We start from the raw sequence: 22,953 nt of genomic DNA on the forward strand, positions 1-22,953 counted from the left end.
TGCCGACAGGTTGAAGAAGCAGAAGCCCTGCTGAAACAGCAGGAGCAGCAAAGCGATCGCTACAACGGACGGGAGGACGATCCACTGGTCCCTCGTCAGCTGCGCCAGTCGCGCCACCGTCGCCCGTTACCGGAACACCTTCCCCGCGAGAACCATCGTCTGGAGCCAGCAGAAACCTGCTGCCCGGACTGCGGCAGCGATATGAAATACCTCAGCGAAGTCAGCGCGGAGCAGTTGGAACTGGTCTCCAGCGCCCTGAAAGTGATCCGCACTGTCAGGGTGAAAAAGGCCTGCACCCGGTGCGACTGCATCGTTGAAGCGTCTGCGCCATCACGCCCCATCGATCGGGGTATCGCCGGATCGGGTCTGCTGGCCCGTGTGTTAACGGCCAAATACTGCGAATACCTGCCGCTATATCGCCAGTGCGAAATCTTTGCCCGTCAGGGCGTGGATCTGAGCCGGGCTCTGCTCGGATGCGTGTTGCCGGTTAATGGCCCCGCTGGATGAGGCCCTCCACCGATACGTGATGGACTGCCGCAAACTGCATACGGATGACACCCCGGTGCCAGTGCTGGCACCGGGCAGAAAGAAGACGAAAACCGGGCGCATCTGGACGTATGTACGCGATGATAGGAACGCGGGATCGTCAGACCCGCCAGCAACGTGGTTCGCCTTCTCGCCGGATCGGCAGGGAAAGCATCCTCAATACCATCTTCGCCGTTATCATGGTGTACTGCAGGCCGATGCCTTCGCAGGGTACGACAGGTTGTTCAGCGCAGAGCGTGACGGAGGCCCGTTAACCGAAGCGGCATGCTGGGCCCATGCGCGTCGAAAAATCCACGACGTCTATATAACCACTCAGACAGCGACGGCAGAGGAAGCCCTGAAACGTATCGGTGAACTGTACGCGGTGGAAGAGGAAATACGCGGCCTCCAGGCAACTGAGCGGCTGGCAGCCCGGCGATCCCGAAGTAAGCCGTTGCTGATATCCCTGCATGACTGGTTGGTGGAGAAAAGCGCCACTCTGTCGAAAAAATCCCGGCTGGGCGAGGCGTTCGGTTATCTTCTGAACCAGTGGGATGCTCTATGCTACTACTGCGATGACGGTCTTGCTGAACCTGATAACAATGCCGCTGAACGCGCGCTGCGAGCCGTCTGCCTTGGTAAGAAAAACTACATCTTCTTCGGTAGCGATCACGGTGGCGAGCGTGTGCGTTGCTGTACGGTCTGATCGGTACATGCAGACTGAATGGCATCGATCCAGAAGCCTACCTTCTGAGCGTACTGCCGGAGTGGCCCACCAACAAAGTGGCCGAACTGCTGCCATGGAACGTGGATCTCATCAATAAATAGCCGTCAATACGGCGCTCGCTTAACGCTTACGATTTACACCATAAAAAGAGATGACAAGGAGGCGTTGATGATGTAAACAGCATGCCTGATATCCGATAGGTGTATCGGTATATGACGAAAAAAAACGACGAAATAAGGAAATTAAAGCCGGGCAATTACGTCTCCTGTATCCACGTTTTCAGCCGTCACAGCATGGGGCCTCATTCACAGCACGTTCATAATCAGCGCAGTAGAACCGGAATACTCTCCTCCCGGAACTTCCCCTGAACTATACAGAATACTTTTCAGGTTAAAAGTAGTATTAGAGTTTGTTACTTTGACTTCAACACCCTCATCATTAAGCGGGCGGCCGTCCAGCTCAAGCAGAGCATATACTTCGTAACTGTCACTCTTGCCCATTGGTATCTTCTTACCGCTACTTAAGAGGATGCGGGCAGACACCTCTTTCTCCGTGCATGAGATATTCAGGGGTAATGACAGACTGACACCGTTCAGCTCGCTGCTGGCCGTCGGCGGAAAGTTAAACGCCACGGCCTCCGGTGTGATGGAGCATGACACATTTGGTGGTGGGGCTGTGCCACATACAGAACCCGGCAATTTCACACCAGACCCTGTAGGGTAGCTGCCCCTGAATGGGAATGACTGAAATGACCAGCAACTGTCCCTGGCTCCCGATTGTCCCGTCACAATAGAGCCAGTACCAACCAAAGGCATCTCCTTTTCCCATCTTTTGAAAATGCATTTTATTGTACTGCACTCTCCAGCTTTTATGGTAATGCCCACATCCTGATGGACATGTATAACGCCCCCTTCGTAGAAGGGTTTGACCAGGCATCCCGAAGCGCAGGTAGGCACAGCAAGGTCCTGATTTTCAAAACTCCACTGATAATTGTAATCATACTTGTAACCGTTTGGGGACACATCAGTTGTACGGGTTACCTGCACCCAGGATTCAGCCTTACCCGAATATGGAGTGCCTCCCAAAACGAGAAGGATGAATAGTGAAATGATTCCAGACCGTCGGACACCGTTTGAATTGCGTCGAAGAGTGGTTGACAGACCAGTTATTACCCAAGAAACGTTAATTGGCATGCATACTTTCCCAAAAAATAAAAGCGATCAATAACCAGTGGATTGATCGCCATTTCCTATCAACATGCTAGCCAATTATGATGGCAAATAGTGAATTGATAGCATGTTTTTAGGATAAATCAACAAATCTAAAGTATCAGTATCCTCAAAAAGATAATTAAGGTAAGAATGCGCAGCGGGAGGCACTGACTGGGCTGATTATTCAGCCAGCAGGGTTGCTTACTCTCCACCGCAGGAGGTCAGGGCTGACCGCTGACTGGTTAAGGGCATACGTGAACACTTTCCCCCGTTCAGACACGAAAACCAGCCTTTTCCCATGCGTCCTCTCCCCCGCGGTGGTGTTTCTTTACCGGGAGAACCCTTATAAGTATCCTTGCCTGGTGTTATCGGAGAGAACTCCATCCAGCGTCTGCACAAGCAATGGCCCTGCCAGGCTTGCGCGGGTCCTGTCTGGTATATTTCTTCCGTCTAACCGTCAAATAATTTAACTAAGAATTTTCCCTGTAAGTTCCCTGCTTTTGCTATTTCTCCTTGTGTTTTGACGAACCCCTATATTTAATAAGCTAGCGCGATCTAAATCACCATTATTGATCGTTATTATCTATTGATTTAGAAGAGGCTATTTATTTTATGACTAGGAGAGCATTGATTGCCTTGATGATAATACTGACGACTGCGGCATTCAGGCTTCAGGCAGCAATAGTCGAAGGTGGTTTTTCTGACTGGTACTATGTCGGCTCAGGGACGGTGGCTCTCGATTATCATTTTACAAAGGTTGAGGTGGTAAGAGGTGACCCCATAGTGGGCAGCGGTACGATAGATTGTACTACCACCTTCCCTTGCCGTATACGTCTGGAGGCTGTTGATATTGGTATTATAGCTTTGGACACTCTATATCTTAGCGACAGTGCAATGAAGATAGACGATTATAATGCTCTTGTAAGAAGTAAACTCCCCTGGACTGGTATTGGAAAAATTAAGAGAGGAGCCGGAGGAAGTATACCTTGTATCAGGATGGTATTGCTGGGGAACCGCTCGCAAAATGTTGTAGAGTCTTGCAAGGGCATTGGCCCCCCTATACCTCCAGTCCCCTCCGTCCCGGTAACCTGTACAGTCGACGGGTTAAGCAACGGCGTAGTAGATTTTGGTACTATCAGTGCCGTTGAGAGCCCCAGAAAAAGTATTGCTGCCTCTTTATCCTGTACCGGAGATGAAGATGCGGAAGGCAGCGCATTATTAAAACTTGTGGGTATGGATGCCGCACAGGAAAATTATGCAATACTTCATGATTCTGCAGGTTCAGAGCAGATTAAGGTTCATTTATCTGTAGGGAATACTGGCTCAAATTCTGAGATGGTGACGGTGAAATCGGGGTGGAACGGTAGCCGTAGCCTCAATTTCGATATTAACAATTCTGAACTCACCGGAAAAGCGGGTAGCTTTACCGGGAGTGCTGTTCTTAGCTTCACAGTACAATGATGCCTCTGCCGTATCAGTATGGAACTAAGGCGCTGAAGGAATAGGGGGGCTACCCCCCCACCTAAGCGGCAGGCCGTTCGTATCCTGATCAACTTCCGGCCATTTCTGGGCAATTTTGTTCATTCATGCAGTCCATGAAAAGTGATCTCTACCCCGCTCGCAGCTGGAAAGCGATAATGATGATGGCGATAAAACACGAAAACCCAGCTTTTACCCGTGCGTCCTCTCCCCCACGGGGTTGTCACATTGCCGGGAGAACCTGCGGAAAAAAGTTTCTTATTTCTGACGTGTAAAAAAGGGCGGGTGGGCAGTCCCGGTTGTGAAAAGGGAGTTCGATTTGTACTCACCATGCCCGGTGAATGTGTTTTTGACGGTACTCGTTGTGAAAATATGCCAGATATCCTGGCAAAAAAGGTGCGCGAATCCCGGTGAAACAACCGGCAGCACCGGGATTTTCCCATTCTGTGCGGCAGCATTATCAGACGCAAAAAAGGCTTAATTACTTTTAATTTTCTGAAAATCCCCCCTGAATGAACGGAAACGCTTGTGACTAGGGCAGGATTCCACTTATCCATAGTGAGAAAAGGGAATTACGATGTCACAGCAATACACCAACGAACTGTCCCCCGACGTACTGGCGGGCTGAACTGACCTGCCCCTAATATTAGATACAACCGTCAGTTAAATGTCGGTTTGTTTACCTTCATATTCTCCATTTCGCCAACCTGCTGCAAACTCTGATGGCGTCTGATAATTCAGTGCTGAATGCGGACGATATTCGTTATAATCCTGCCGCCAGTCATTAATGATTTTCCTGGCGTGAAGGATATCGCTGAACCAGTGCTCATTCAGGCATTTATCGCGAAATCGTCCGTTAAAGCTCTCAATAAATCCGTTCCCGGCTGGATTAACCTTAACTCAACACCATGCTCAAAGGCCCATTGATCCAGTGCGTGGCAAGCGAACTCCGGTCCCTGATCCGTTCTTATCGTCGCCGGATAGCCTCGAAACAGTGCAATACTGTCCAGAATACGCTTGACCTGAACGTCTGAAATCCCGAATGCGGTGATAATTGTCAGGCACTCCTTCGTGAAGTCGTCCACACAGGTCAGGCACTTGATCCTGCGACCAGCGGCCAGCGCGTCGATTACGAAATCCATTGACCAGGTCAGGTTGGGGGCCGTCGGGCGGAGCAGCGACAGACGCTCCGCTGCCAGGCCTTTACAACGCCGTCTGCGTTTTACGCCCAGCCCACTGAGATGATAAAGGCGGTACACGCGCTTGTGATTAACATGAAGGCCTTCACGGCGCAGTAACTGTCATATGCTGCGGTAGCCAAAACAAAACGCCTTCGCTCCAGTGCCAGTTCAGTGATGCGCCCTGATAAATGCGCATCAGCCGCCGGACGCTGAGCCTCGTAGCGGCAGGTCGACAGAGACAAACCTGTAAGCCTGCAGGCACGACGTTGCGACAGGCCGGTCACACTACACATAAACTTAACGGCTTCCCGCTTGTGGTCTGTCGTCAGTACTTTCGCCCCAGAGCTACCTGAGGTGCCTCCTTATCAAACATGGTTTCGGCAAGCAGCTTCTTGAGTCTGCCGTTCTCTTCCTCAAGCGACTTCAGGCGCTTAACCTCGGGCACCTCCATACCGCCATACTACTTGCGCCAGGTAATGGGATGGACTACCTCCTCCCTCTGCGGTTAACTGTACAAAATGCAATCAGAAGGAGAATCACAATGAATATCGTATTCCTGGGTACTGATCTGGCTAAAAATATCTTTCAGCTCTGTGGGTCAAACCAGGCCGGTAAGCCGGTTTATTCAAAACGTACCGGTCGAAAAAAATTACTCCAGATGGTGGCGAATATTCCGGCCTGCCAGATTGGTGTCGAAGCATCCACAGGGGCATTTTACTGGCAGCGTGAGTTTGAAAAACTGGGGCATAAAGTAAAGGTCATCAGTCCTCAGTATGTAAAACCCTTTGTCCGCGGGCAGAAAAATGATGGCAATGATGCACAGGCTGTAGCCGTGGCTCTGATGCAGCCAACAATGCAATTTGTCCCGCCGAAAAGCCCGGAGCAACAGGATATTCAGGCTTTGCATCGGGCAAGACGTATTGTCAATCATCGTACTGCGACAGTCGGCCAAATCAGGGGACTGCTGCTCGACCGGGGAATAACAATTGGAGCGGCAGTCTCAAGAGTGCGTCGTGCTGTTCCGCTGATCCTTGAGGATGCAGAAAACGAGTTAAGTGCCAGAATGCGCAGAACGATTGCAGAGCTCTATGATCTCTTTAACGATCTTGGGTGTCGTATTCATTTTTTTGATAAGGAAATTGAAACAGTATTCAGGCAATCAGAAGCCTGTCAGCGTATTGCCAAAGTGAAAGGCATTGGCCCTAAAATGGCCACGGCCGTTGTTGCTGCGATTGGCAAAGGAACTGAATTTAAGAATGGTCGTCACTTTGCTGCGTGGCTGGGTCTGGTTCCGCGCCAGCACTCCAGTGGTGACAGACAGGTGCTGATGAATATGACGAAAAAGGTGACAAGCATCTGCGGACCCTGTTTATTCATGATGCCCGTGCTGTCGTCAGGGTTGCCACGAATAATAATGATGGCTATCTGAATCAGTGGGTTAACCAGTTAAAAGAACGGCGAGGGTTTAATAAAACGACCGTAGCGGTAGCGAACAAGAACGCGAGAATAATCTGGTCGATGCTGAGAAATGGTGATAGGTTGCACCTGCACAATCGGAACCTGATTTTTATACTGGCCTCAGAGGCCGTCCAGTTGTTGAGGCGATTGTGTGTGGATTACCCATTTGGGCACAGATTTTCCTGATGCCGGATAGATGTAAGCAACAACCCAAAACCAGAATCAGTGCTTGCAAAACGGAGGTAGTCCATAGATGTAAAAGGTGGCATCGGAAATGGCGTGCTTACGGCAGAGTTCACGGGCCGAAACCCCGGCTTCGGCCTCGCGAAGAATACTGATGACCTGTTCGTCGGAAAAACGCATCTTCATGGGGATGTCCTCATGTGGCTTATGAAGACATTACTGACATCGGGGTGTATTAATCAACGGGGAGCTGGTCACATTTTTCCTTGTTTTTCATAAGGGAGCTCTGTGGATATCATTTAAATGAAAGGTTGTGGTGATCAATTAATTGGTAATGATCGGTTATCGCCGCTTTTCCAGTTATCTAGTATCATTCCTAGACCGCCATACCTGTAGCTACTGATCTCACCAAAAGTGATGAACATTCTTAAAAATCCTTTTCTTTAGTAGGGCTTTCTGCGCTAATAGATATAATTCAACCCGTTAAAAGTTTTCTGTAAAGCGCATTTCCGCAGCATTGTAGTGTGTTGTATAGCGGTTGGTTTCGTTACTAACCCGGAAGTTCTGGTTATTTTATTTGGAGTTAACTGCCACGTCAGGTTTATTTTTCCTGTTGCAATGACGGGATAACTAAACATGACGAATAATTCCAGAGTGTTATCAGTTATGCCGTTTAGCCCTATACTACCCTGATGTGCTGACTGGCAAGCTGACAGGAACTCATTGAGTGTGGATGATATCGCATGTCGCCAGATGTAATAAGAGGGGATAATTTACGGTTGAGTATCGACTCTGTGAATTCAGTGGGCCATCCGCGGGTTCTAATCGCATAAAATATAGATAAAGTGCTAATCAATAGAATAGCCTTGCCTTTTTATGAATCTTTTACAAGAAAATTCGTGCTCATATTGGTTTTAAACCAGATTTAACCGTGATCAAACATAAAAGGAGATAGAGAATATGTTAATAACAAAGCCAAAGATAGCACCATTGGTTCTTCATACTGGCAATGAGCCACGTGATGAGTTAAATGGCAAACGTAAGCGAGTTGAGGATACAACATTAGAAATTTATCAAAGTGTCGTGCACATCGGTAATGCATCTGGAAGCGTTGTTGCAAGAGATAAAGTATTATCTGCAGCTCATACTGTTCGAGAAATCAATGTCGGTGATGTGGTTGTTCCAGCGCTAAATGGTACTGAAACGCCATATGGTATATTCACTATTTCTTCTATTGACTACCCCCCTGAGTTTGATGAAGTAGAGTTTCGAAGAGATGACTCGTATGATTATGCCATTGTCACTGTCGCACCAAATGAACGAGGCGAGTATATCGGGGATTTAGTGGCCAGTTTGCCAATAAAAAGAACTAATATTCCAGATTTACAGTTGGGATTGGAAGTGCGACTTCTTGGCTATCCACACGACAAGGGCTGGACGCAGATGTGGGAAAGTCCAGGTGAATTAGTTAGGGATGATGGTAAGTTTTATAAAATGTCAGACGTTTTTGGATGGGGGGACCATTTTCTGGCATTTGATGCTGATTCCGTTTGGGGTAACTCCGGGGGACCAGTATTAAATAACAATAATGAAATAATCGGTGTGACCACGCTTAGCTCTAGTAATCAGGTCATCTTCGGGGAAGAGGGCTGGGGGAATGGCGCTGTAATGATCGATGACCGAGTATATGCTTGGATCATGGAGCGTCTTAATTAAAATCCGCTTTATAACTCTTATTTAATTTACCTCCACACTAAGTATTAAAATTAGTGTGGAGGCATCCTTTCTCCACAACGTCATGTCGCTGCTATAGAGACCGTACCATTTACCGATGTCCGAACTCATAAAACCGTCCAGTTTACCCGGGAAACACACCAGTGAGAAACCCGCTGACATGTTGCGGCAGATCATCAATGCAAGCAGTAAGTCTGGTGACGTGGTGGCTGATTTCTTTATGAGATCCGGTTCGGCTGTGAAAGTCGCGCTGGAGCTTGGCCGCCAGGTTGAATTCGAAGAGGGCAGGTTTCACCAGACGGCGGAAGAAATACGGGCGCTGGCAGGGGAATAAACGTGAGGTCGCGCAAGAGACCTCTTTTATTACCTCAACATACACCGGCCCTCAGCGAGATGGGAGACGGAAAATGCCACAAAATCCAAACAACTAGCCATACTGGCTCGAGCGTTTTCAGAGCTGGTGGCGTGGATAAACATCGCTGGTTGCCGTACTGATGGCATTCGTAATGGCAGCCCTTCGAATTACCTATACAGGAGTAGTGGCCCCCGGCCAGGTCATGCTTTCCCGAACCGTGAAACGGCTGAACAGCATGCACGAAATTTGCAAAAGCACTATGCAGAAATCTACATGGTCAAAGCAGAAAACGCGGAAGAAAAAAAACTAAAAACCCCGACCGGAATATCCGATGAGCATGTCGGTAACGACGCCAGCCACGCCGAAAATGATAGTTCTGACGCCGGGGTGCGAAATTACGACGGAGGGATTCGACGTACAAGCTGACAGGACGTGGCTGTTGAAGAACGTGGCGCTTCACCTGGAGCCAGACAGCGGGATGAGTATCAGTATGGATCTGAGACGTTAAAAGACAGGGAATGACATGAGCCGAATCCCTGTAGTGAATATTTGATATGCACTACCCTTATATTAGGAGTAATAACAATAGTTTCCTTGCCAGGGGCAATGTTCCTTGATTTTGGTACGAATGGATTGCATCCTACCATCCGATAGGTTTTATCGATCAATTAAGTTTATGAGATCGTTTATTTCTATTTTATGAGGGCATTGCTGTTGAGCAGGAATATAAATCGGATAATGTTGTGGGCAACGTTGCCTTTGGCTGTACTTTTCTGGGGTGGAAAAGGGATTGCTGCATCAAGGACATTCCAGGTTCAGGTTGTGACGCAGCCATCAAGTCCAAATGGACAATTTACGGGGCAAGTTGTTGCCGCCAATTTTGATGACCCGTCACCTAACCCTTGCTATCGAAAAAATGATTGTTATTTTGCTGGTTTTGTCAACTCTAAGTCATGGGGGGAGGCAGGACGTGCGGGGTATGGAACAACTGATAGTGTGCGTGTTTCAGAAAGAAAGTTAGCCGCGGGGGAAGGAAGGACTATGGGGGATGTAGCCAGGTTACTCAGAGACCGGGGACTACTTTTTGTCTCTATGATGGATTACCTGCCAGCACAATATGGCCGTGACCCGACTTTTTGTATCTATGTTCGAGATGGTCAGCAGGTGGCTGGCACGCTGTCATCGAATTGTGCAGATGCACCAGTAGCGCCAACTTCCTGCGAACTTACTCCAGCATCGGTGAATTTTGATTGGGGCGAGGTGAAACGTTCGGACTCTGGTTATCCTGAACTATCCCGGACGCTTAAGGTGACTTGTTCAAGGCCAACTAACATAGGTTTGTCAGTAAGCGGTCAGTCTATTCCACTGAACGGGAATGCAAGTACTCGTGCGGAATTTAACTTAGGGAGTGGTTGGACAGGTGGAACAGATCGGTATGTCAGTGATACTGCCAGTATCGAAATGAAGTCCCGGCTTATTGGCCTGGAGGATGCTACCGGTGAGTATAGTGGTAGTGCAGTGATGATGTTTGAGCAACTGTAATAAACTTTCAATTGTAGCCAGGTAGAGGGATGAGTATCTGTAGTGAACTGAGGTAGGAGCATTCTCTTCGGGGTTAAGCGGTAGGTCGTTCGTTGCAAGCTTCAATATACACATTATTCCTCTCAGCTAAACACAAGATGATTTTATCGTAATGTTGTCACACTCTTTTAAGAGGCGGAAATTTTAAGGGGGCGTTCGTTTGAAGTTAAAATGTTTATGGCAGGATTTTATAGTGAAGCTGATACAAATATGGCCAAACTCTTGTTGGCAGATATTGAGATATTAAACTACTGAGGAGGTGTCTTATGGATAAGCTTAGAAGAAGAAAGTTAGTCTGGATTGTATGTATTGTAATTCTAGTGGTATTTGCTTTGTACTATATATTCGGAAGAGGAGATACAAACGCCTTGTGGAAAGTAGTGAGTGAACAATGCGTTCCAAATCAAGAACAAAACAATGAACCAGCACCTTGCCTAAAAGTGGAAATTAACGATAGATATGTCCTATTCAAAGACTCCAAAGGACCTGTGCACGATCTTGTAATGCCAACCTATAAACTCTCCGGTATAGAAAGTGCAGAATTACAGTTAGACAGCGCACCACCTTTTTTTGCTTATGCCTGGAAGGAAAGGCAACACTTGGATGATGAAGCAGGTAGACCTCTGCCAGACTCTAAAATATCTCTGGCGGTAAACTCAAAATATGGACGATCACAGGACCAATTACATATACATCTATCATGCCTAAAAGATAATGTATCATCTTTGTTGGAAAAAGAGGGGGAAGATATCAGTAGTGAATGGAAGCCGATCCAGCAAAAGATTGAGGGGCATGAGTATATCGCAAGAAAACTTAATGGAACAGATTTAGAAAAAGAAGATCCATTTAAGCTTCTAAATGCTTATGTAGAAAGCATTAATGACAAAATAGATAAATATGGGCTGGCTGTTTCTTTTCTACAAGATGGCACCGTAGTTGCCTTAGCTACTAGATTTGACTTATTTAGTTTGAATCTTGGTTCTGCAGGCGAGATACAGGACTATAGTTGTCATTGAGTAGAATTGATACCATTAATTAAAGCGCCAAAGAACCTCGGTCACTGATCGAGGTCCAAGGGTGAAAGAGCTAAAAGTTAAAGCTGAGCTGGAATTCACGCAGCGGTAGAAGGTTGTATTGGAAGGGGTAATTAAGGAGCCCGAGTCATCAGAAAATCGCCGCCCGATTTTTTAAATAATTATGTTTTTCGAAGCTGAGAATAGGGCTACAGCACCCTTAACCGTGATGTCAACTTTATGAAAATGGTTTGATAGAATTCTTTCCAGTTCTTCTTTAGAGTCCTGGCGATTGGAAAAGATTCCCTTACGGTTGTAAATATGCATAAGCTTTGCAGAAAAACTGTTGTGTTTTATCCCTTCACCGAGAATTGTTGCACCGTAAAGTACTCCTCCATTAGTCAAAGCCATTTTTGCATTTTCTATGACAATATCTTTATCTGGCATGGTTCCTGGAAGACAGTGAAGAAGATAAAACATTGAGATGGAGTCGAAGTGATTGTTCAGGTGAACCGGGTAAGGTTCAAATACATCATGGTTAATTTTGTGAATTATTTGCGGCTCTCTAGCTCTTGCTGAAGCAGCGTTCAGGCTTGCGGTATTGAGATCCATAAGCGATATCTTGCAGTCAGAAGGGGCATGAGTCAGGTAATATCCGGTACCCACACCGATATCGAGATGCTTGTGACCTAGATTTTTTAAAAAGTGTGGTAGCAGGTACTGTTCCGTAGGGCATTTCCATGCAAACTGATTAGAAATATTCAGCACCCACCAGTCATAGAGCTTTAACGTTAAAGGTGTATAAACCTTGGCCCCATTGTCCGAATGATTGTTCATTGCTTACTCCCTTTTTCAGTTCATTTGATCAATTAAACCAATTATACATAGTCATTACAAGGTAAAGTGCCGTAACTCATCTTATGCAAGACTGTACCGCGACTGGTTGCTCAATGTTCATGCCATGGCAGTGAACCCCTCACAGGTGGTGATGTACTTAAAGTCGATGAACGAATCGTTAGAAAGGTTAAGAGCGCTTAACCATATTGAGTTTAAATTCAAGGGAAAAATTTGGATGTCAGGGTTGCCTGATTGCGGGTGATGATTTCATGGATAGCGTCCACTAAATGATGATGGACACTATCCTGTCAGATATTTCAGAAGGGGAAAGACGGCTCTGGCTGGACGCTTACGCCCGTCACCGGTAGACCACAGCAGTTTGACCTGACTGCCGCTGCGGCCCCAGAAGATGAAGACATGGCCGGACATCAGATCTTCTTTCAGCGTCGTATTTGTCGTAGCCCAGATGGTGAGACTTTTCAGCGTTGAGAGCAGCCTCAACGCTGATTTTCTTGAGTAGGCGATCGAACTGGCTGAGAGCATCGGGGACTTTAAGATTTTTGGCCAACTCATTAGCCGGAGCCTGCAACTGTTTTCTGTCCATAAAGTAACTTGTTGTTGATGTTGGAATGAACATATCAAAATCAGGTAATTACATAAATTTATGAATAGGCTCCCGGAGGTGTATAAGTTGGCTTCGTGCCGTAACGTTATAAGTTAACTGTGATCATCGTCGCGAATCACATGAAGTGTATTACGTAATGAATCTGTGACTTTTTCTCTCAGTGCGCTATTCTCTTTTTCAAGCTCTCCAATCGTCAGAAGTGCTTTCCTTAGCGCATCATTTAAGTGATGGTGCTCTGTCGCCATCCGGGCGACTAGGTTTTTTAAATCTACTTTTTCCTGTTTGTACCGTTCTTTTATCCGTTTCTCATTCTGGTATCTTTGTCGCAAATTCTGTACGTCAGGAAATGATGCTGAATGCGTTATTGCTGACACATGAAATTTAGCGCGTCTGATCCTCTCGATGATTTCCGGATAATAATAGCAACTGCCATTGCCCAAACCAGCTTCTTCTTCGACAGCTCTTGCACTCAATTTCCTCGATGCAGATATACGTCTGGTTTGTCCATTTTTGACCCGTTCTAAAGCTGCTTCTAGAGCGAGTTGTGTCTGTCCCCTTTTACTCATAATTCGACAATCTCCACGGGGTGTTTGTAAATACTGAACGTCATGCCGAAGTCCTTCATCACCGATTCGGCTGCCCGGATTTGAGTGATACAATGAGAATAGACCGACGGAGATACTGAAAGGGCAGATGAAAGATATTCTGTGAGAGTATAATGTTTCTGTTTCCACCATTTTGCATTTTCTTCGTCAATAATGCTTCCTCCATCTGAACAGTTTACACAAAATGCAGGATTGATCACACCATCCATGTCGCAATTATAACCATTCTTGCAGTAACTGTGCAGAGTGCCGTGCAATGTCAGAAGCCCACTTTTGACTGCCTGATAAATGATATCCCAAGAGCTGTATATGTGGGGAATATCACTCCTCATCGCGACAATAGCCTTCCCATGAGAGCCTGAAAGAGTTCCTTCGGAATGTACAAAGCTGAATATCTTATTGGTTGTCTCTTCTAGTTTTGTATTGTCGAGCAACTCCTGTAGTTGGTTATCGACAGCAAGATTTTTCAGTCTTGCAACAGTGCCACCTTCTGTATACCATTCTGTCATCTGCAGATAGAGATGTTTATATTGCTGTTTGAGCGCAACCGTGGTACCGAGTCGGTGCCTGATTGTGTAGAAAGCAAGCGAGCGCCGAAACTGATGTGGACTCAATGGCCAAAGCTCGCCCTGTTTAATTGTCTTTTGTATTTTTCTAAAGCTGTTGGGGTTTGAATCCATGCACTCCTGGTAGTCGCTCTCCGTTACTTTTATGTTAAATTGTTTGCAGAAATTTCGAAGTCGGTTATGCCAGTTGCTAAACGCCGGAGGCCTTGAGCGTCTGATTCTGCTCAACCATATAACTTGGGTAGGATTTCCCGAACACAGATTATATTCATTTCTCCATGACTCAGTCAGTACTGAAACAAGCTGGATTGCCTTTCCAGAAACAGGTGCTGTTACCCATGTGGTCTTTTTTTGACCCATTTTAAACGTCCATGACTGTAAGATATGAAAAACTCTGCCATCAAATTCATCGGTAAAATAGCTGTCCGATGTGAGTTCTGATAATTCAGAATCCCGCATGCCAGAAAAAGCTCCGCAACATATATAGCAGGCTGTAATTAATAGATTGTAGTAAGTATTAAATGGCTTGTGTTTGGAAAGATAGCGCAGACTGAAATCATGAAGATACCTTTTAACTATCGTTTTATGAGACTCAGGGGATAATTTTAAAATTTCCTGCGCAAAACGATGAGTGTCTTTAATACTTCCAGTGTTATCGGTTAGCCATGTGATGGCGCCTGATTCTATTTTTGATTCAAGGAGAGCCTTGCCTTCGAGATAATTATCCTGAAGTGCCTGTTCTGTTTTGGCAATCTCCCTTCTGTAGGGGTATGCCTCTTCCACCATTTCGATGGCTGTGCCGAATATTTCGTCGGCTAGACGTTCCGGGATTGCCAGTGTTTGTTGACTGGTTAAATCACTGATTTTATTTCCGCGTGATACCGGATTGAATTTTTTAGAACCATTTTTTATTTTTAGCCAGCCCTGGAGTGCTAATACATGATTCACGGAATTAAATATATTGTGCAGCGTTCTCTGAGAGTAATTCTTTTCGGATAAAAAACTCTCAAATTTAAGCCATTCCGTGGAGTTGTTCAAAATGTCAGTTATTGAAGACATTCTTTTTGCTTTTAAGTATCGATAGACTAATTTTAATTTTGAAAAGCGTTCGATGAGGGTTGAGGGTTTCGCCGGGGTAGAACGAAAGCTGCTTTTATGAAACAGCCATCCGTATACAACCATTTTAAGTTCAATAGTCAGTTGCGGTGAGTGGTTAAATTCAGAAAAACTGAAAGTATGCTTATGAATGCTGTTTTGCTGAAAGTAATGGCGTATATTCCACTCGGCGTCTTCGAAAAAAATAACTGGCTCACCTTTGGTATTACAGGATACAACAACCTTATTCAGTTCTTCATGGTTGTTTGCTTTCACAAGCGCAACAACATCTGACCGTACGGGATAGTCACCTTCCTGGTATGCCTGTGGTAATTCGACGATTCTGAGCATGTTTATTTTCCTGATGCAAGTAAAATAACGGACTCAGCTTCCAGCCAGAGAGGGTGGCGGCCCGTATCGGCGAGTTTACGTTCTGCTTTTATTCTGATTCTCCGGCTTATTTGTGGAAGAATAGTGGTATCTATAAATGTTATGACATCTTCGTAATTTTTTTTGTAATGCTGGTTGTCCAGGTGCAGGTAAAGTGATTCTTCAATACATGCCATGAAAGATAAAAGACACCATATGTCATCAACTGACTGAACAATGACCTGGTGCTCACATCCGAAACACTGGAGAAGATCCGCACATGCGAGTTTCTCTCCGCCAGAAAGCTGGTGTTGACTTGCTTTCCTAGTGAATTTTTGGGATTTTTCACCGAATGGCTCGCCGCAATGGGAGCCGTGTGCTGAGGCGGACAGTGCTGGCATCAGTCGTTTGTTATATTCCTCCAGCGTCAGTACCTTGATACCCAGGCTGCTACGTGCTTCGGTAACAGTGGAGCGATTCCTGGCCTGTTCTGAGCGAATTGAAACGGCTTCCTGCATCATTCTTTGATTTTCATCTTTATTGCCGGTGGAGTAATGCCTCTGCCGTATCCTCCGGGTATTGTTTAACGCGACTCCGGCCGCAACATCCCCATGGAAGTATGCTGTCAGGTGGCTTCCCGTTTCCCTGAAACGTGATATCTGCGGTCGAAGCAGACGCCCCCGGTTGTCATACACTGGAAATTGTATGCGGAAAAAAGTATTCACAAACTCTGTTAACATTCTCCCGCTCATAGGTTTGTATAACTTACCCCGACAGGAGTTCAGTAACAACGCGCCATCGCGACTGTCAATGCACCTGGAGACCACAAGCAGCCGGTCAAAGAATTCCATTGAATATTTTGGTATCTGGAAAGAATGTTCTCCCATGTCAACATGGATTACTTTAAATGCACGTCTCTTGAACACCGGCATGGAATACCACTGATCTTTTGTAGAAAAAACTGCTTGTGAGGGGCGAATTAAATGATACAGCTGCGAGGAATTTGTATAAGTATAGTAAGCCAGAAGAAATGTTGCAGCGGACATCATTTTATTGATTGCACCACAGACTGGATGGTCTTTTCCCTGCCATGTAAAAGTCATTGTAGATTTATTGCTGTTAGCCAGACGGTGCTTATCGGGTGACTGAAGGAATTGCCTTGATGTTTGTTTGAACAGTGCCCTGAGCAACGGAAGCATCTTGTTTAAATCAGACCGGGAGTATGCCTCATAGGATTCAGTGCAACTTGTTGATACAACAGCAATATTGTCAAACCATGATGACGGAATATCAAGGAGAGACAGAACTCCTCTGAGTTTCGATGTCTGACTGGAGTAGGCGGTGCGTTTAATTTCATTTCGCTGAACGCGTTGATAAATCTTTTCGCAGTAATCAACGATGCTCTTTTTTGTAAATAATTCGCTGTTGTTCTCATCGCAAAAAAGTATATATCGTCTTATTTCCACATAGTAATTGACGACCGTAGAAGAAGACACAGAGCCTGATGACAGAGCTTCTTTGCAGAGTGTGTTTAATCCAGTAATGTGTTTATCTCTGCCTGCATGTAAGACGTGACCACTATGGATTTGCTGTGTTGTGGGAACCCCGCAATAGAGGAACCGGTTGAAGTCAAGATACCGGATATCATTTGTACCGGTGATAACTCTGAGTTCAAGCTCTGGTCGCCATCGGGGTAATAGGAGGGTAATTTTCATTCTGTCGCCCCCTTAACGGCATCAAACATTATTGCATCAAGTAAGGCAAATTTGGCTTTTAAAACATCCTGACGTTTGAGGTAGCGCAGATACTTCCAGGTGGTTTGTTCATGTTTATGCCCCATCCACCCCATCAGGCAATCCAGGGCTTCCCCGGAGGGGAGACCGGCATCCAGCAGATCGCTGAGACGATAGGTTCCATAAGTACATCGTAGATCATGAAACGTGTGTTTAAATACGGGCACTCTTAACCGGATTTTTTCTCGAAATTCAGCCCACCTGACACTTGTTACCCCGCTGTCAACGGGATTGCCTTGCTCACTAATAAAGAGTGGTTCGTGCTGAAGAGTGCGGATGATCTTATATTTTTTTGATGGTGGCAGGTGAATGTCACCTGAATTTACTAAAGCTACTTTTCTTGTCAATTTAGCCAGTCTCCTGAGCCGGCGCTCACTGATAGAATAATTTTGCAGTTCACGAAGCAAATGAGCAGGTATCTCAATATGCCGTTCTTTTCCGAATTTAGTCTGAATTCCATATGCAGGCCCTATTGTCATCTGGTAGCGGGTTTTCAGAGCGGTAGTGGGAGACGCATGGCGTAAAGCATCAACAGTAAATGAACACACTTCAGAAATGCGTAGTCCACACTGAACTGCCAGTAGACATTGTAATCTGAATTCTGTCGGTCCTTCATTTAGCTGTATTGCCATATGTTTGAGAGCGTCATGGCCAAGAGGATTCATAGAGCTTATGATTTGAGTATCAGCATCTTTAAAAACTTTTATGCGTAAATCTGTTGTATGGACCTGGAACGAGGAGGGGATGTGAGTGAATTTATCGTATCGGGATAAATTGATGTACTGTAGGGTAAAGGGGGCTTCATGTTCATTGTTTAATCTCAAATATCCTTCCTGAATGGCCCATGTATAGAAATGAACTACATGATTTATATAGTGGTTTGCTGTACTGAGGGCAAGACTGGAACTCTTAACTTTTGTCAAAAGATAATGTCGATACAGGTAAGTTGGTTTGAGTCGTTTTACAGGAGTAAAGTAATCCCAGGAAAGTTGCTGTTCTTCTAGAAATGACCAGTAAGAGAGCAATGCTCTTGAATAGGAGTTCAGATCCTCGAGCGCTCTGACTGCTTTTAAATCGTAAAACCAGCTATTTACAATACTAACGAAACCACCATTTTTATCATAAAGGGTGGGGATTTCACCAAGAGATTTGCCCACAGTCGAAAGTGTTAATCTTCCATCAGTATCAATCGAAGCTTCACAAACTGAGTTTGTATCAGCAGAGATAATTAGCCGCGCCATACACCCCTCCATGATATGTATAAAAACCGAACACGCATAAGTAAGAGTATCGTCAGTTTTTATGGTTTTCCATATAATTTTGTATAGCAAGGTTTTCTATACGAACTAGTTATAGTAGGCTTACACTGAGCAAGCGTTATTGAGCTGGATTAATTTCTGTGGTTTGCCTCTGTATAGGTACCTGCAGGCGGGGATTACTGGCCCGGCGTTCTCACTACGGGATACTATATGTATAGAAAGAGCATTGGATTCAATGTAAAGAAAAGGAATAACTGTTTATGAACGACTGAAAGCCTGTCATCACCGTTGTGGGGGCGGAACATATCGGTCTGAGTGGCGAGCAAATCCTTATCCAGGAGTCGGAATGTGCTATGTGCTACGATGTGTGGAGTGGCGTCAGTACAGAAAACAGGCCTGGAACAGGAGTTATGTTTTCTCGACCCGTTCCGGATACACTGATGCGGCAGGTCTGGAGGGTTTGAACACTGTAAATACCTCTACCACTCATGATGCTATTTTTTATTTCACTGCTGAGTCCCTTATTCCGCCGAAAATATATGGTTATAAACAATAAAGATATTTCTGTTATTATTCAGGGACCGATCGTTTCGTCGACCTGTCGGCACTCGTCCTCGTCAACAACGCAAGCATGCATCGACTCTGTTAGGAGTTTATTACCGGGAGCCACGGTCATCCTGTCTACCTGGGAAGGTCAGGAGGTCCCTGTCCATGGTTATGATCATCTGATATTAAACCAGGATCCGGGGCATCAGAATCATAATGGGTCAATCTTAAATAATGTTAACCGACAGATAGTAAGTACGATGGCAGGGCTTATGAATGCGAGTTCAACTTATTGCTTAAAAATTCGCTCTGACGTTGTGCTCAGATCAACTGATTTTTTGAATTTTTTTTGTGTCAGTGACGACGATTACAGCCAATATAAAATATTACGGGCCAGGATAGTATCAAACAATCTTACCTCCCGGGATCCTAAAAGTTATTTCAACAATGGATTTAAGATTAAGTTGCTGTTCCATATTTCAGACCATGTTCACTTTGGCTTTCGCTCTGATTTGCTGGCTGTATGGGATTTGCCACTGCAGACTAAGGATGAGGCACTTTATTTTTTAGACAGGGCGTTCCCTGAACAGTTCAAATGTAAAGAGTATTCCAGATATGCACCTGAACAGTATATTATGCTTGGTTTTTTGAGAAAATATCGTAAGGTGGATTTTGAGCATTATGCTCACTGGAGTGCTGAGCTGGAATTTATAAGTGAGCAGTATATGCTATCAAATTTTATTTTTTTAGACGACTATCGCTATAGTTTTTCGTTTGAAAAATACCATACCCGACATGAGAGAAAATTCAGGAAGATTCGTTATAATGAGCATGCAAATCTGGAGCAGTTAGTGACATTTCCGATAGAAAAAGAAAATAGGCAACCGAAGATCAGCGTTGTGATTGCAGCTTACAAAACGCTTCCCCATATAAAAGAGACCATTGAATCAATTCTGAATCAGGACTATCCACCTTATGAAGTCATTATTGTCAGGAATGGTTCGTATGTGGATGATTTAGAGGATGCGTATTTTCAGGATGTATCGGGGATCGCAGGTATAAAAATCCTAAAGGTCTGTGAGGCAAACGCGAGCTTAGCGAGGAGGCAGGGCGTGCAACACGCCAGCGGCGATTATATTTATATCATGGATGCAGATGATTTATTGTCAAAAAATGCGCTCGCGCTGGTGGCAGAGAACATTAAAAGCTATGCAGCGGACTGTATTGTTTTAGGGTATAAGGTTTTTCGTGAGCATAATGGGAATGTAAAAATCATTGGAGGCAGGATCCCGGATATCGGCATGGCAAAACTTTCAGAATACCGATGTGGAACTACTGCTGAGGCACTGAAATATCTTTCAGGTTATAACCATACGCTCTGGTGCTTTGTTTTTAGGAAAGGAACGCTCCTGGCTGAACATATTTTCCCTGAGATCAAATATTATGAGGAAATCCCGACGCTTTTGTATAATTTCATCAAAAGCGAGAGTGTGTCGTTTATCCCTGCATATGTGTATTTCTATCGGCAGGGTACCAGTACGCAGCTTACCCACCAGTGGGGGGATGTTAATAGGGAAGAAAAGGTCGGAAACTTGGCTGAGGTGATAGCACGGTGTCTGAGCATTGCCGACGACCAGTCGCTGCATATAAAAAAATACCTCTTAAGTAAGCTACTGAATGTGAGTTACACAGAGGCGTTTTTCATGAAGGGTGAGAGTGGTCAGATATTATATAGAAAAATTGTGGCGGCGTTTTCGGAAAAATCTCTCAGGGATTATATGTCTTATGCGGGCACCAAAAATTTACTCCGCTTGGTACTATTGATGTATTTCCCGAGATGTATATCGTTAAATGCTATACGTATTATTCAGCTGCCGAAACGGTTGTTATCCGGGAGTCGGAAGGTTATTCTGCTTATGGTCAGACGTGGCTCAGGGAAGGCTTGAAAATAAAGGGCCAGTATTTTTTCGCCACCGGCTGGTTACGTAGTTTTCTCCTTAATAAAAGACTGTCTACTTCCGTCCATTCGTGGAATGGCGATCCACTTTTCCAGAGTGGTGGCACGGTAGTTCAGGTTGTAAAACGACGGTATTTCTTCCGTCCACAATTACTGTGCTGCTCGTCAGAACCCGGGTCCATCAGTCCGCCCCCCAGCTTCATGTTGTTAAGACATCCGGGGGGCTGGTAAAGTGATCTTGACCCGTCATCTCCGGACAGCTTTTGTTTCTTAAGTTAACGATGCCCGCAGGCGTCAGCATTCCCTCGGGGATCTGTATACCAGTGCACTGTACGGGTGGTTTTCATAGTAATGATTGAACGCCGCTGCACGGTTCTATAACGCCGTTCTCACATCAGATTTTGGCATGAACGTGATGTAGTTTTCTTTCATCGTTTTCACGAACCTCTTGTAAGCGTAAAGTGAGAGCCGTATTGACGGCTACTTATTGGTGAGATCTGCGTTCCATGGCAGAAGTTCTGCCACTTTGTTCGACGGCCACTCCGGTAGTACACTCAGGATATAGTGAAGGTAGGCTTCCGGATCGATACCATTGAGCCTGCATGTCCCGATCAGCCCATACAGCAGGGCTCCACGTTCACCACCATGGTCGCTGCCGAAGAAGATATAGTTCTTTTTACCCAAGCATACTGCCCGTAACGCCCGCTCCGCTGCATTGTTATCAGGCTCTGCAAGGCCGTCATCGCAGTAGTAGCACAGCGCTTCCCACTGATTGAGCACATAAGCGAATGCCTCGCCCAGCCGGGATTTTTTCGACAGTGTCGTGCTTTTCTCTACCAGCCACTCATGCAGGGATGTCAGCAGCGCTTTGCTCCGGGATTGTCTGGCTGCCAGCCGCTCTGCTGACGGGAGACCTCGTATTTCCTCTTCTACCGCGTACAGCTCGCCGATACGTTTCAGGGCTTCCTCTGCTGTCGCCGTTTGCGTGTTTATATAGACGTCGTGGATTTTTCTGCGGGCATGGGCCCAGCATGCGGCTTCTGTCAACGGACCACCGTCGCGCTCGGCGCTGAACAACCTGTTGTAACCTGCGAAGGCATCGGCCTGCAGCACGCCATGATAGTGGTGAAGATGCTGCTGAGGGTGTTTCCCCTGCCGGTCCGGTGAGAAGGCGAACTACGCTGCGGGCGGATCTGACGCTCCTGCGTTCCGGTCATCGCGAACATACGTCCAGATGCGCCCGGTTTTCGTCTTCTTTCTGCCCGGTGCCAGCACTGGCACCGGGGTATCGTCCGTATGCAGTTTGCGGCAGTCCATCACGTAGTGGTAAAGAGCTTCATCCAGCGGAGCCATTAACCGGCAGCAGGCATCCACCCAGTTGGAGAGCAGCGCCCGGCTCAGATCCACACCCTGACGGGCAAAGATTTCGCACTGGCGATAGAGCGGCAGGTGTTCACAGTATTTCGCGGTTAACACCCGGGCCAGCAGACCCGGCCCCGCGATACCCCGAACGATGGGCCGTGATGGCGCAGGGGCTTCAACGATGCAGTCGCATCGGGTGCAGACCTTTTTCACCCTGACCGTGCGGATCACTTTCAGGGCGCTGGAGAACAGTTCCAGCTGCTCCGCGCTGACTTCGCTGAGGTACTTCATACCATTGCCGCATTCCGGACAGCAGGTTTCAGCGGGCTCCAGCCGGTGTATCTCGCGGGGAAGGTTTTCCGGTAAGGGGCGACGATGGCGGGACTGCCGCAACTGGCGAGGTACCAGTGGATCGTCTTCCCGTCCGTTGTAGCGATCGCTTTGCTGCTCCTGCTGTTTCAGCAGGGCTTCTGTTTCTTCAACCTGTCGGCG

13 protein-coding genes and 7 pseudogenes are annotated in these 22,953 nt (G+C 46.2%); 9 read left to right on the plus strand and 11 right to left on the minus strand.

What is annotated here, in order from left to right; translation table 11 throughout:
- A pseudogene (tnpC, locus tag EKN38_RS25130) lies at positions 1-1,353 on the plus strand (IS66 family transposase); the annotation flags it as partial.
- A 204-nt stretch (positions 1,354-1,557) separates the two neighbouring features.
- Here tnpC (EKN38_RS25130) and EKN38_RS25135 read toward each other — a convergent pair.
- Entirely contained in the window at positions 1,558-1,884 is a 327-nt protein-coding gene (locus EKN38_RS25135; protein ID WP_126523006.1) for a hypothetical protein, read from the minus strand.
- Positions 1,885-3,075: 1,191 nt separating this feature from the next.
- Here EKN38_RS25135 and EKN38_RS25140 point away from each other — a divergent pair.
- Positions 3,076-3,924 carry a hypothetical protein gene (locus EKN38_RS25140; RefSeq protein WP_126523008.1) on the plus strand — a complete coding sequence of 283 codons (849 nt, stop codon included), beginning with the start codon at positions 3,076-3,078 and terminating at the stop codon, positions 3,922-3,924.
- 681 nt (positions 3,925-4,605) lie between these two features.
- On the opposite strand, the pseudogene EKN38_RS25145 reads toward EKN38_RS25140, so the two are convergent.
- Positions 4,606-5,574 (minus strand): annotated as a pseudogene (locus tag EKN38_RS25145) (IS3 family transposase).
- 90 nt (positions 5,575-5,664) lie between these two features.
- On the opposite strand from EKN38_RS25145, the pseudogene EKN38_RS25150 reads away from it, so the two are divergent.
- Positions 5,665-6,653, plus strand: a pseudogene (locus EKN38_RS25150) (IS110 family transposase); the annotation flags it as partial.
- A gap of 177 nt (positions 6,654-6,830) precedes the next feature.
- Here EKN38_RS25150 and EKN38_RS25155 read toward each other — a convergent pair.
- Positions 6,831-6,950 (minus strand): annotated as a pseudogene (locus EKN38_RS25155) (transposase); the annotation flags it as partial.
- A gap of 774 nt (positions 6,951-7,724) precedes the next feature.
- Between EKN38_RS25155 and EKN38_RS25160 the strand changes: the two are divergent.
- The 5 genes and pseudogenes from EKN38_RS25160 (at position 7,725) to EKN38_RS25175 (ending at position 11,450) form a co-directional block, all read left to right on the plus strand.
- The gene (locus tag EKN38_RS25160; protein ID WP_126523010.1) at positions 7,725-8,480 is read left to right on the plus strand and encodes a serine protease; all 756 of its coding nucleotides are present in this window, start codon (positions 7,725-7,727) and stop codon (positions 8,478-8,480) included.
- 102 nt (positions 8,481-8,582) lie between these two features.
- Positions 8,583-8,832 (plus strand): annotated as a pseudogene (locus EKN38_RS25165) (DNA methyltransferase); the annotation flags it as partial.
- Between the two features lie 352 nt (positions 8,833-9,184).
- Positions 9,185-9,361 (plus strand): hypothetical protein, encoded by a 177-nt coding sequence (locus EKN38_RS25855; protein ID WP_185812868.1) that lies wholly within the window; start codon positions 9,185-9,187, stop codon positions 9,359-9,361.
- Positions 9,362-9,591: 230 nt separating this feature from the next.
- On the plus strand, positions 9,592-10,395 hold the full coding sequence (locus EKN38_RS25170) for a hypothetical protein (protein WP_126523012.1): 804 nt from the start codon (positions 9,592-9,594) through the stop codon (positions 10,393-10,395).
- 305 nt (positions 10,396-10,700) lie between these two features.
- A complete protein-coding gene (locus tag EKN38_RS25175; RefSeq protein WP_126523015.1) occupies positions 10,701-11,450 on the plus strand; it encodes a CDP-diacylglycerol diphosphatase in 750 nt (249 codons plus the stop codon).
- A gap of 171 nt (positions 11,451-11,621) precedes the next feature.
- On the opposite strand, the gene EKN38_RS25180 is transcribed toward EKN38_RS25175, so the two are convergent.
- The 6 genes from EKN38_RS25180 to EKN38_RS25205 all read right to left on the minus strand — a co-directional run bounded on the left by EKN38_RS25180 (position 11,622) and on the right by EKN38_RS25205 (position 18,578).
- Entirely contained in the window at positions 11,622-12,284 is a 663-nt protein-coding gene (locus tag EKN38_RS25180; protein WP_126523017.1) for a class I SAM-dependent methyltransferase, read from the minus strand.
- Between the two features lie 300 nt (positions 12,285-12,584).
- A complete protein-coding gene (tnpB, locus tag EKN38_RS25860) occupies positions 12,585-12,785 on the minus strand; it encodes an IS66 family insertion sequence element accessory protein TnpB (protein ID WP_185812871.1) in 201 nt (66 codons plus the stop codon).
- Positions 12,786-13,001: 216 nt separating this feature from the next.
- Positions 13,002-13,475, minus strand: a complete 474-nt coding sequence (locus EKN38_RS25190; RefSeq protein ID WP_126523019.1) for a hypothetical protein — start codon at positions 13,473-13,475, stop codon at positions 13,002-13,004.
- Positions 13,472-15,526, minus strand: a complete 2,055-nt coding sequence (locus EKN38_RS25195; RefSeq protein ID WP_126523021.1) for a hypothetical protein — start codon at positions 15,524-15,526, stop codon at positions 13,472-13,474. Before EKN38_RS25195 ends, EKN38_RS25190 begins: the two co-directional genes overlap by 4 nt.
- Before the next feature lie 2 nt (positions 15,527-15,528).
- The gene (locus EKN38_RS25200; RefSeq protein WP_126523023.1) at positions 15,529-17,259 is read right to left on the minus strand and encodes a hypothetical protein; all 1,731 of its coding nucleotides are present in this window, start codon (positions 17,257-17,259) and stop codon (positions 15,529-15,531) included.
- Entirely contained in the window at positions 17,256-18,578 is a 1,323-nt protein-coding gene (locus EKN38_RS25205; protein WP_185812869.1) for a tyrosine-type recombinase/integrase, read from the minus strand. Before EKN38_RS25205 ends, EKN38_RS25200 begins: the two co-directional genes overlap by 4 nt.
- 557 nt (positions 18,579-19,135) lie before the next feature.
- Between EKN38_RS25205 and EKN38_RS25210 the strand changes: the two genes are divergently transcribed.
- A complete protein-coding gene (locus EKN38_RS25210; protein ID WP_185812870.1) occupies positions 19,136-21,088 on the plus strand; it encodes a WavE lipopolysaccharide synthesis family protein in 1,953 nt (650 codons plus the stop codon).
- A gap of 305 nt (positions 21,089-21,393) precedes the next feature.
- Here EKN38_RS25210 and EKN38_RS25215 read toward each other — a convergent pair.
- Both EKN38_RS25215 and tnpC (EKN38_RS25220) read right to left on the minus strand, forming a co-directional pair.
- A pseudogene (locus EKN38_RS25215) lies at positions 21,394-21,549 on the minus strand (IS3 family transposase); the annotation flags it as partial.
- Between the two features lie 30 nt (positions 21,550-21,579).
- Positions 21,580-22,953 (minus strand): annotated as a pseudogene (gene tnpC / locus EKN38_RS25220) (IS66 family transposase); the annotation flags it as partial.

Origin of the sequence: Enterobacter sp. WCHEn045836, assembly GCF_003965585.1 — a bacterium.
In the GTDB taxonomy this organism is placed as follows: Bacteria; Pseudomonadota; Gammaproteobacteria; order Enterobacterales; family Enterobacteriaceae; genus Enterobacter; species Enterobacter dissolvens.

Bases quoted from the DNA above. Each gene is read 5' to 3' on its own strand.
- EKN38_RS25140 (WP_126523008.1), top strand. From the start codon at position 3,076: ATGACTAGGAGAGCATTGATTGCCTTGATGATAATACTGACGACTGCG.
- EKN38_RS25160 (WP_126523010.1), top strand. From the start codon at position 7,725: ATGTTAATAACAAAGCCAAAGATAGCACCATTGGTTCTTCATACTGGC.
- EKN38_RS25855 (WP_185812868.1), top strand. From the start codon at position 9,185: ATGAGCATGTCGGTAACGACGCCAGCCACGCCGAAAATGATAGTTCTG.
- EKN38_RS25170 (WP_126523012.1), top strand. From the start codon at position 9,592: ATGTTGTGGGCAACGTTGCCTTTGGCTGTACTTTTCTGGGGTGGAAAA.
- EKN38_RS25175 (WP_126523015.1), top strand. From the start codon at position 10,701: ATGGATAAGCTTAGAAGAAGAAAGTTAGTCTGGATTGTATGTATTGTA.
- EKN38_RS25180 (WP_126523017.1), bottom strand. From the start codon at position 12,284: ATGAACAATCATTCGGACAATGGGGCCAAGGTTTATACACCTTTAACG.
- EKN38_RS25190 (WP_126523019.1), bottom strand. From the start codon at position 13,475: ATGAGTAAAAGGGGACAGACACAACTCGCTCTAGAAGCAGCTTTAGAA.
- EKN38_RS25195 (WP_126523021.1), bottom strand. From the start codon at position 15,526: ATGCTCAGAATCGTCGAATTACCACAGGCATACCAGGAAGGTGACTAT.
- EKN38_RS25200 (WP_126523023.1), bottom strand. From the start codon at position 17,259: ATGAAAATTACCCTCCTATTACCCCGATGGCGACCAGAGCTTGAACTC.
- EKN38_RS25205 (WP_185812869.1), bottom strand. From the start codon at position 18,578: ATGGCGCGGCTAATTATCTCTGCTGATACAAACTCAGTTTGTGAAGCT.
- EKN38_RS25210 (WP_185812870.1), top strand. From the start codon at position 19,136: ATGGTTATAAACAATAAAGATATTTCTGTTATTATTCAGGGACCGATC.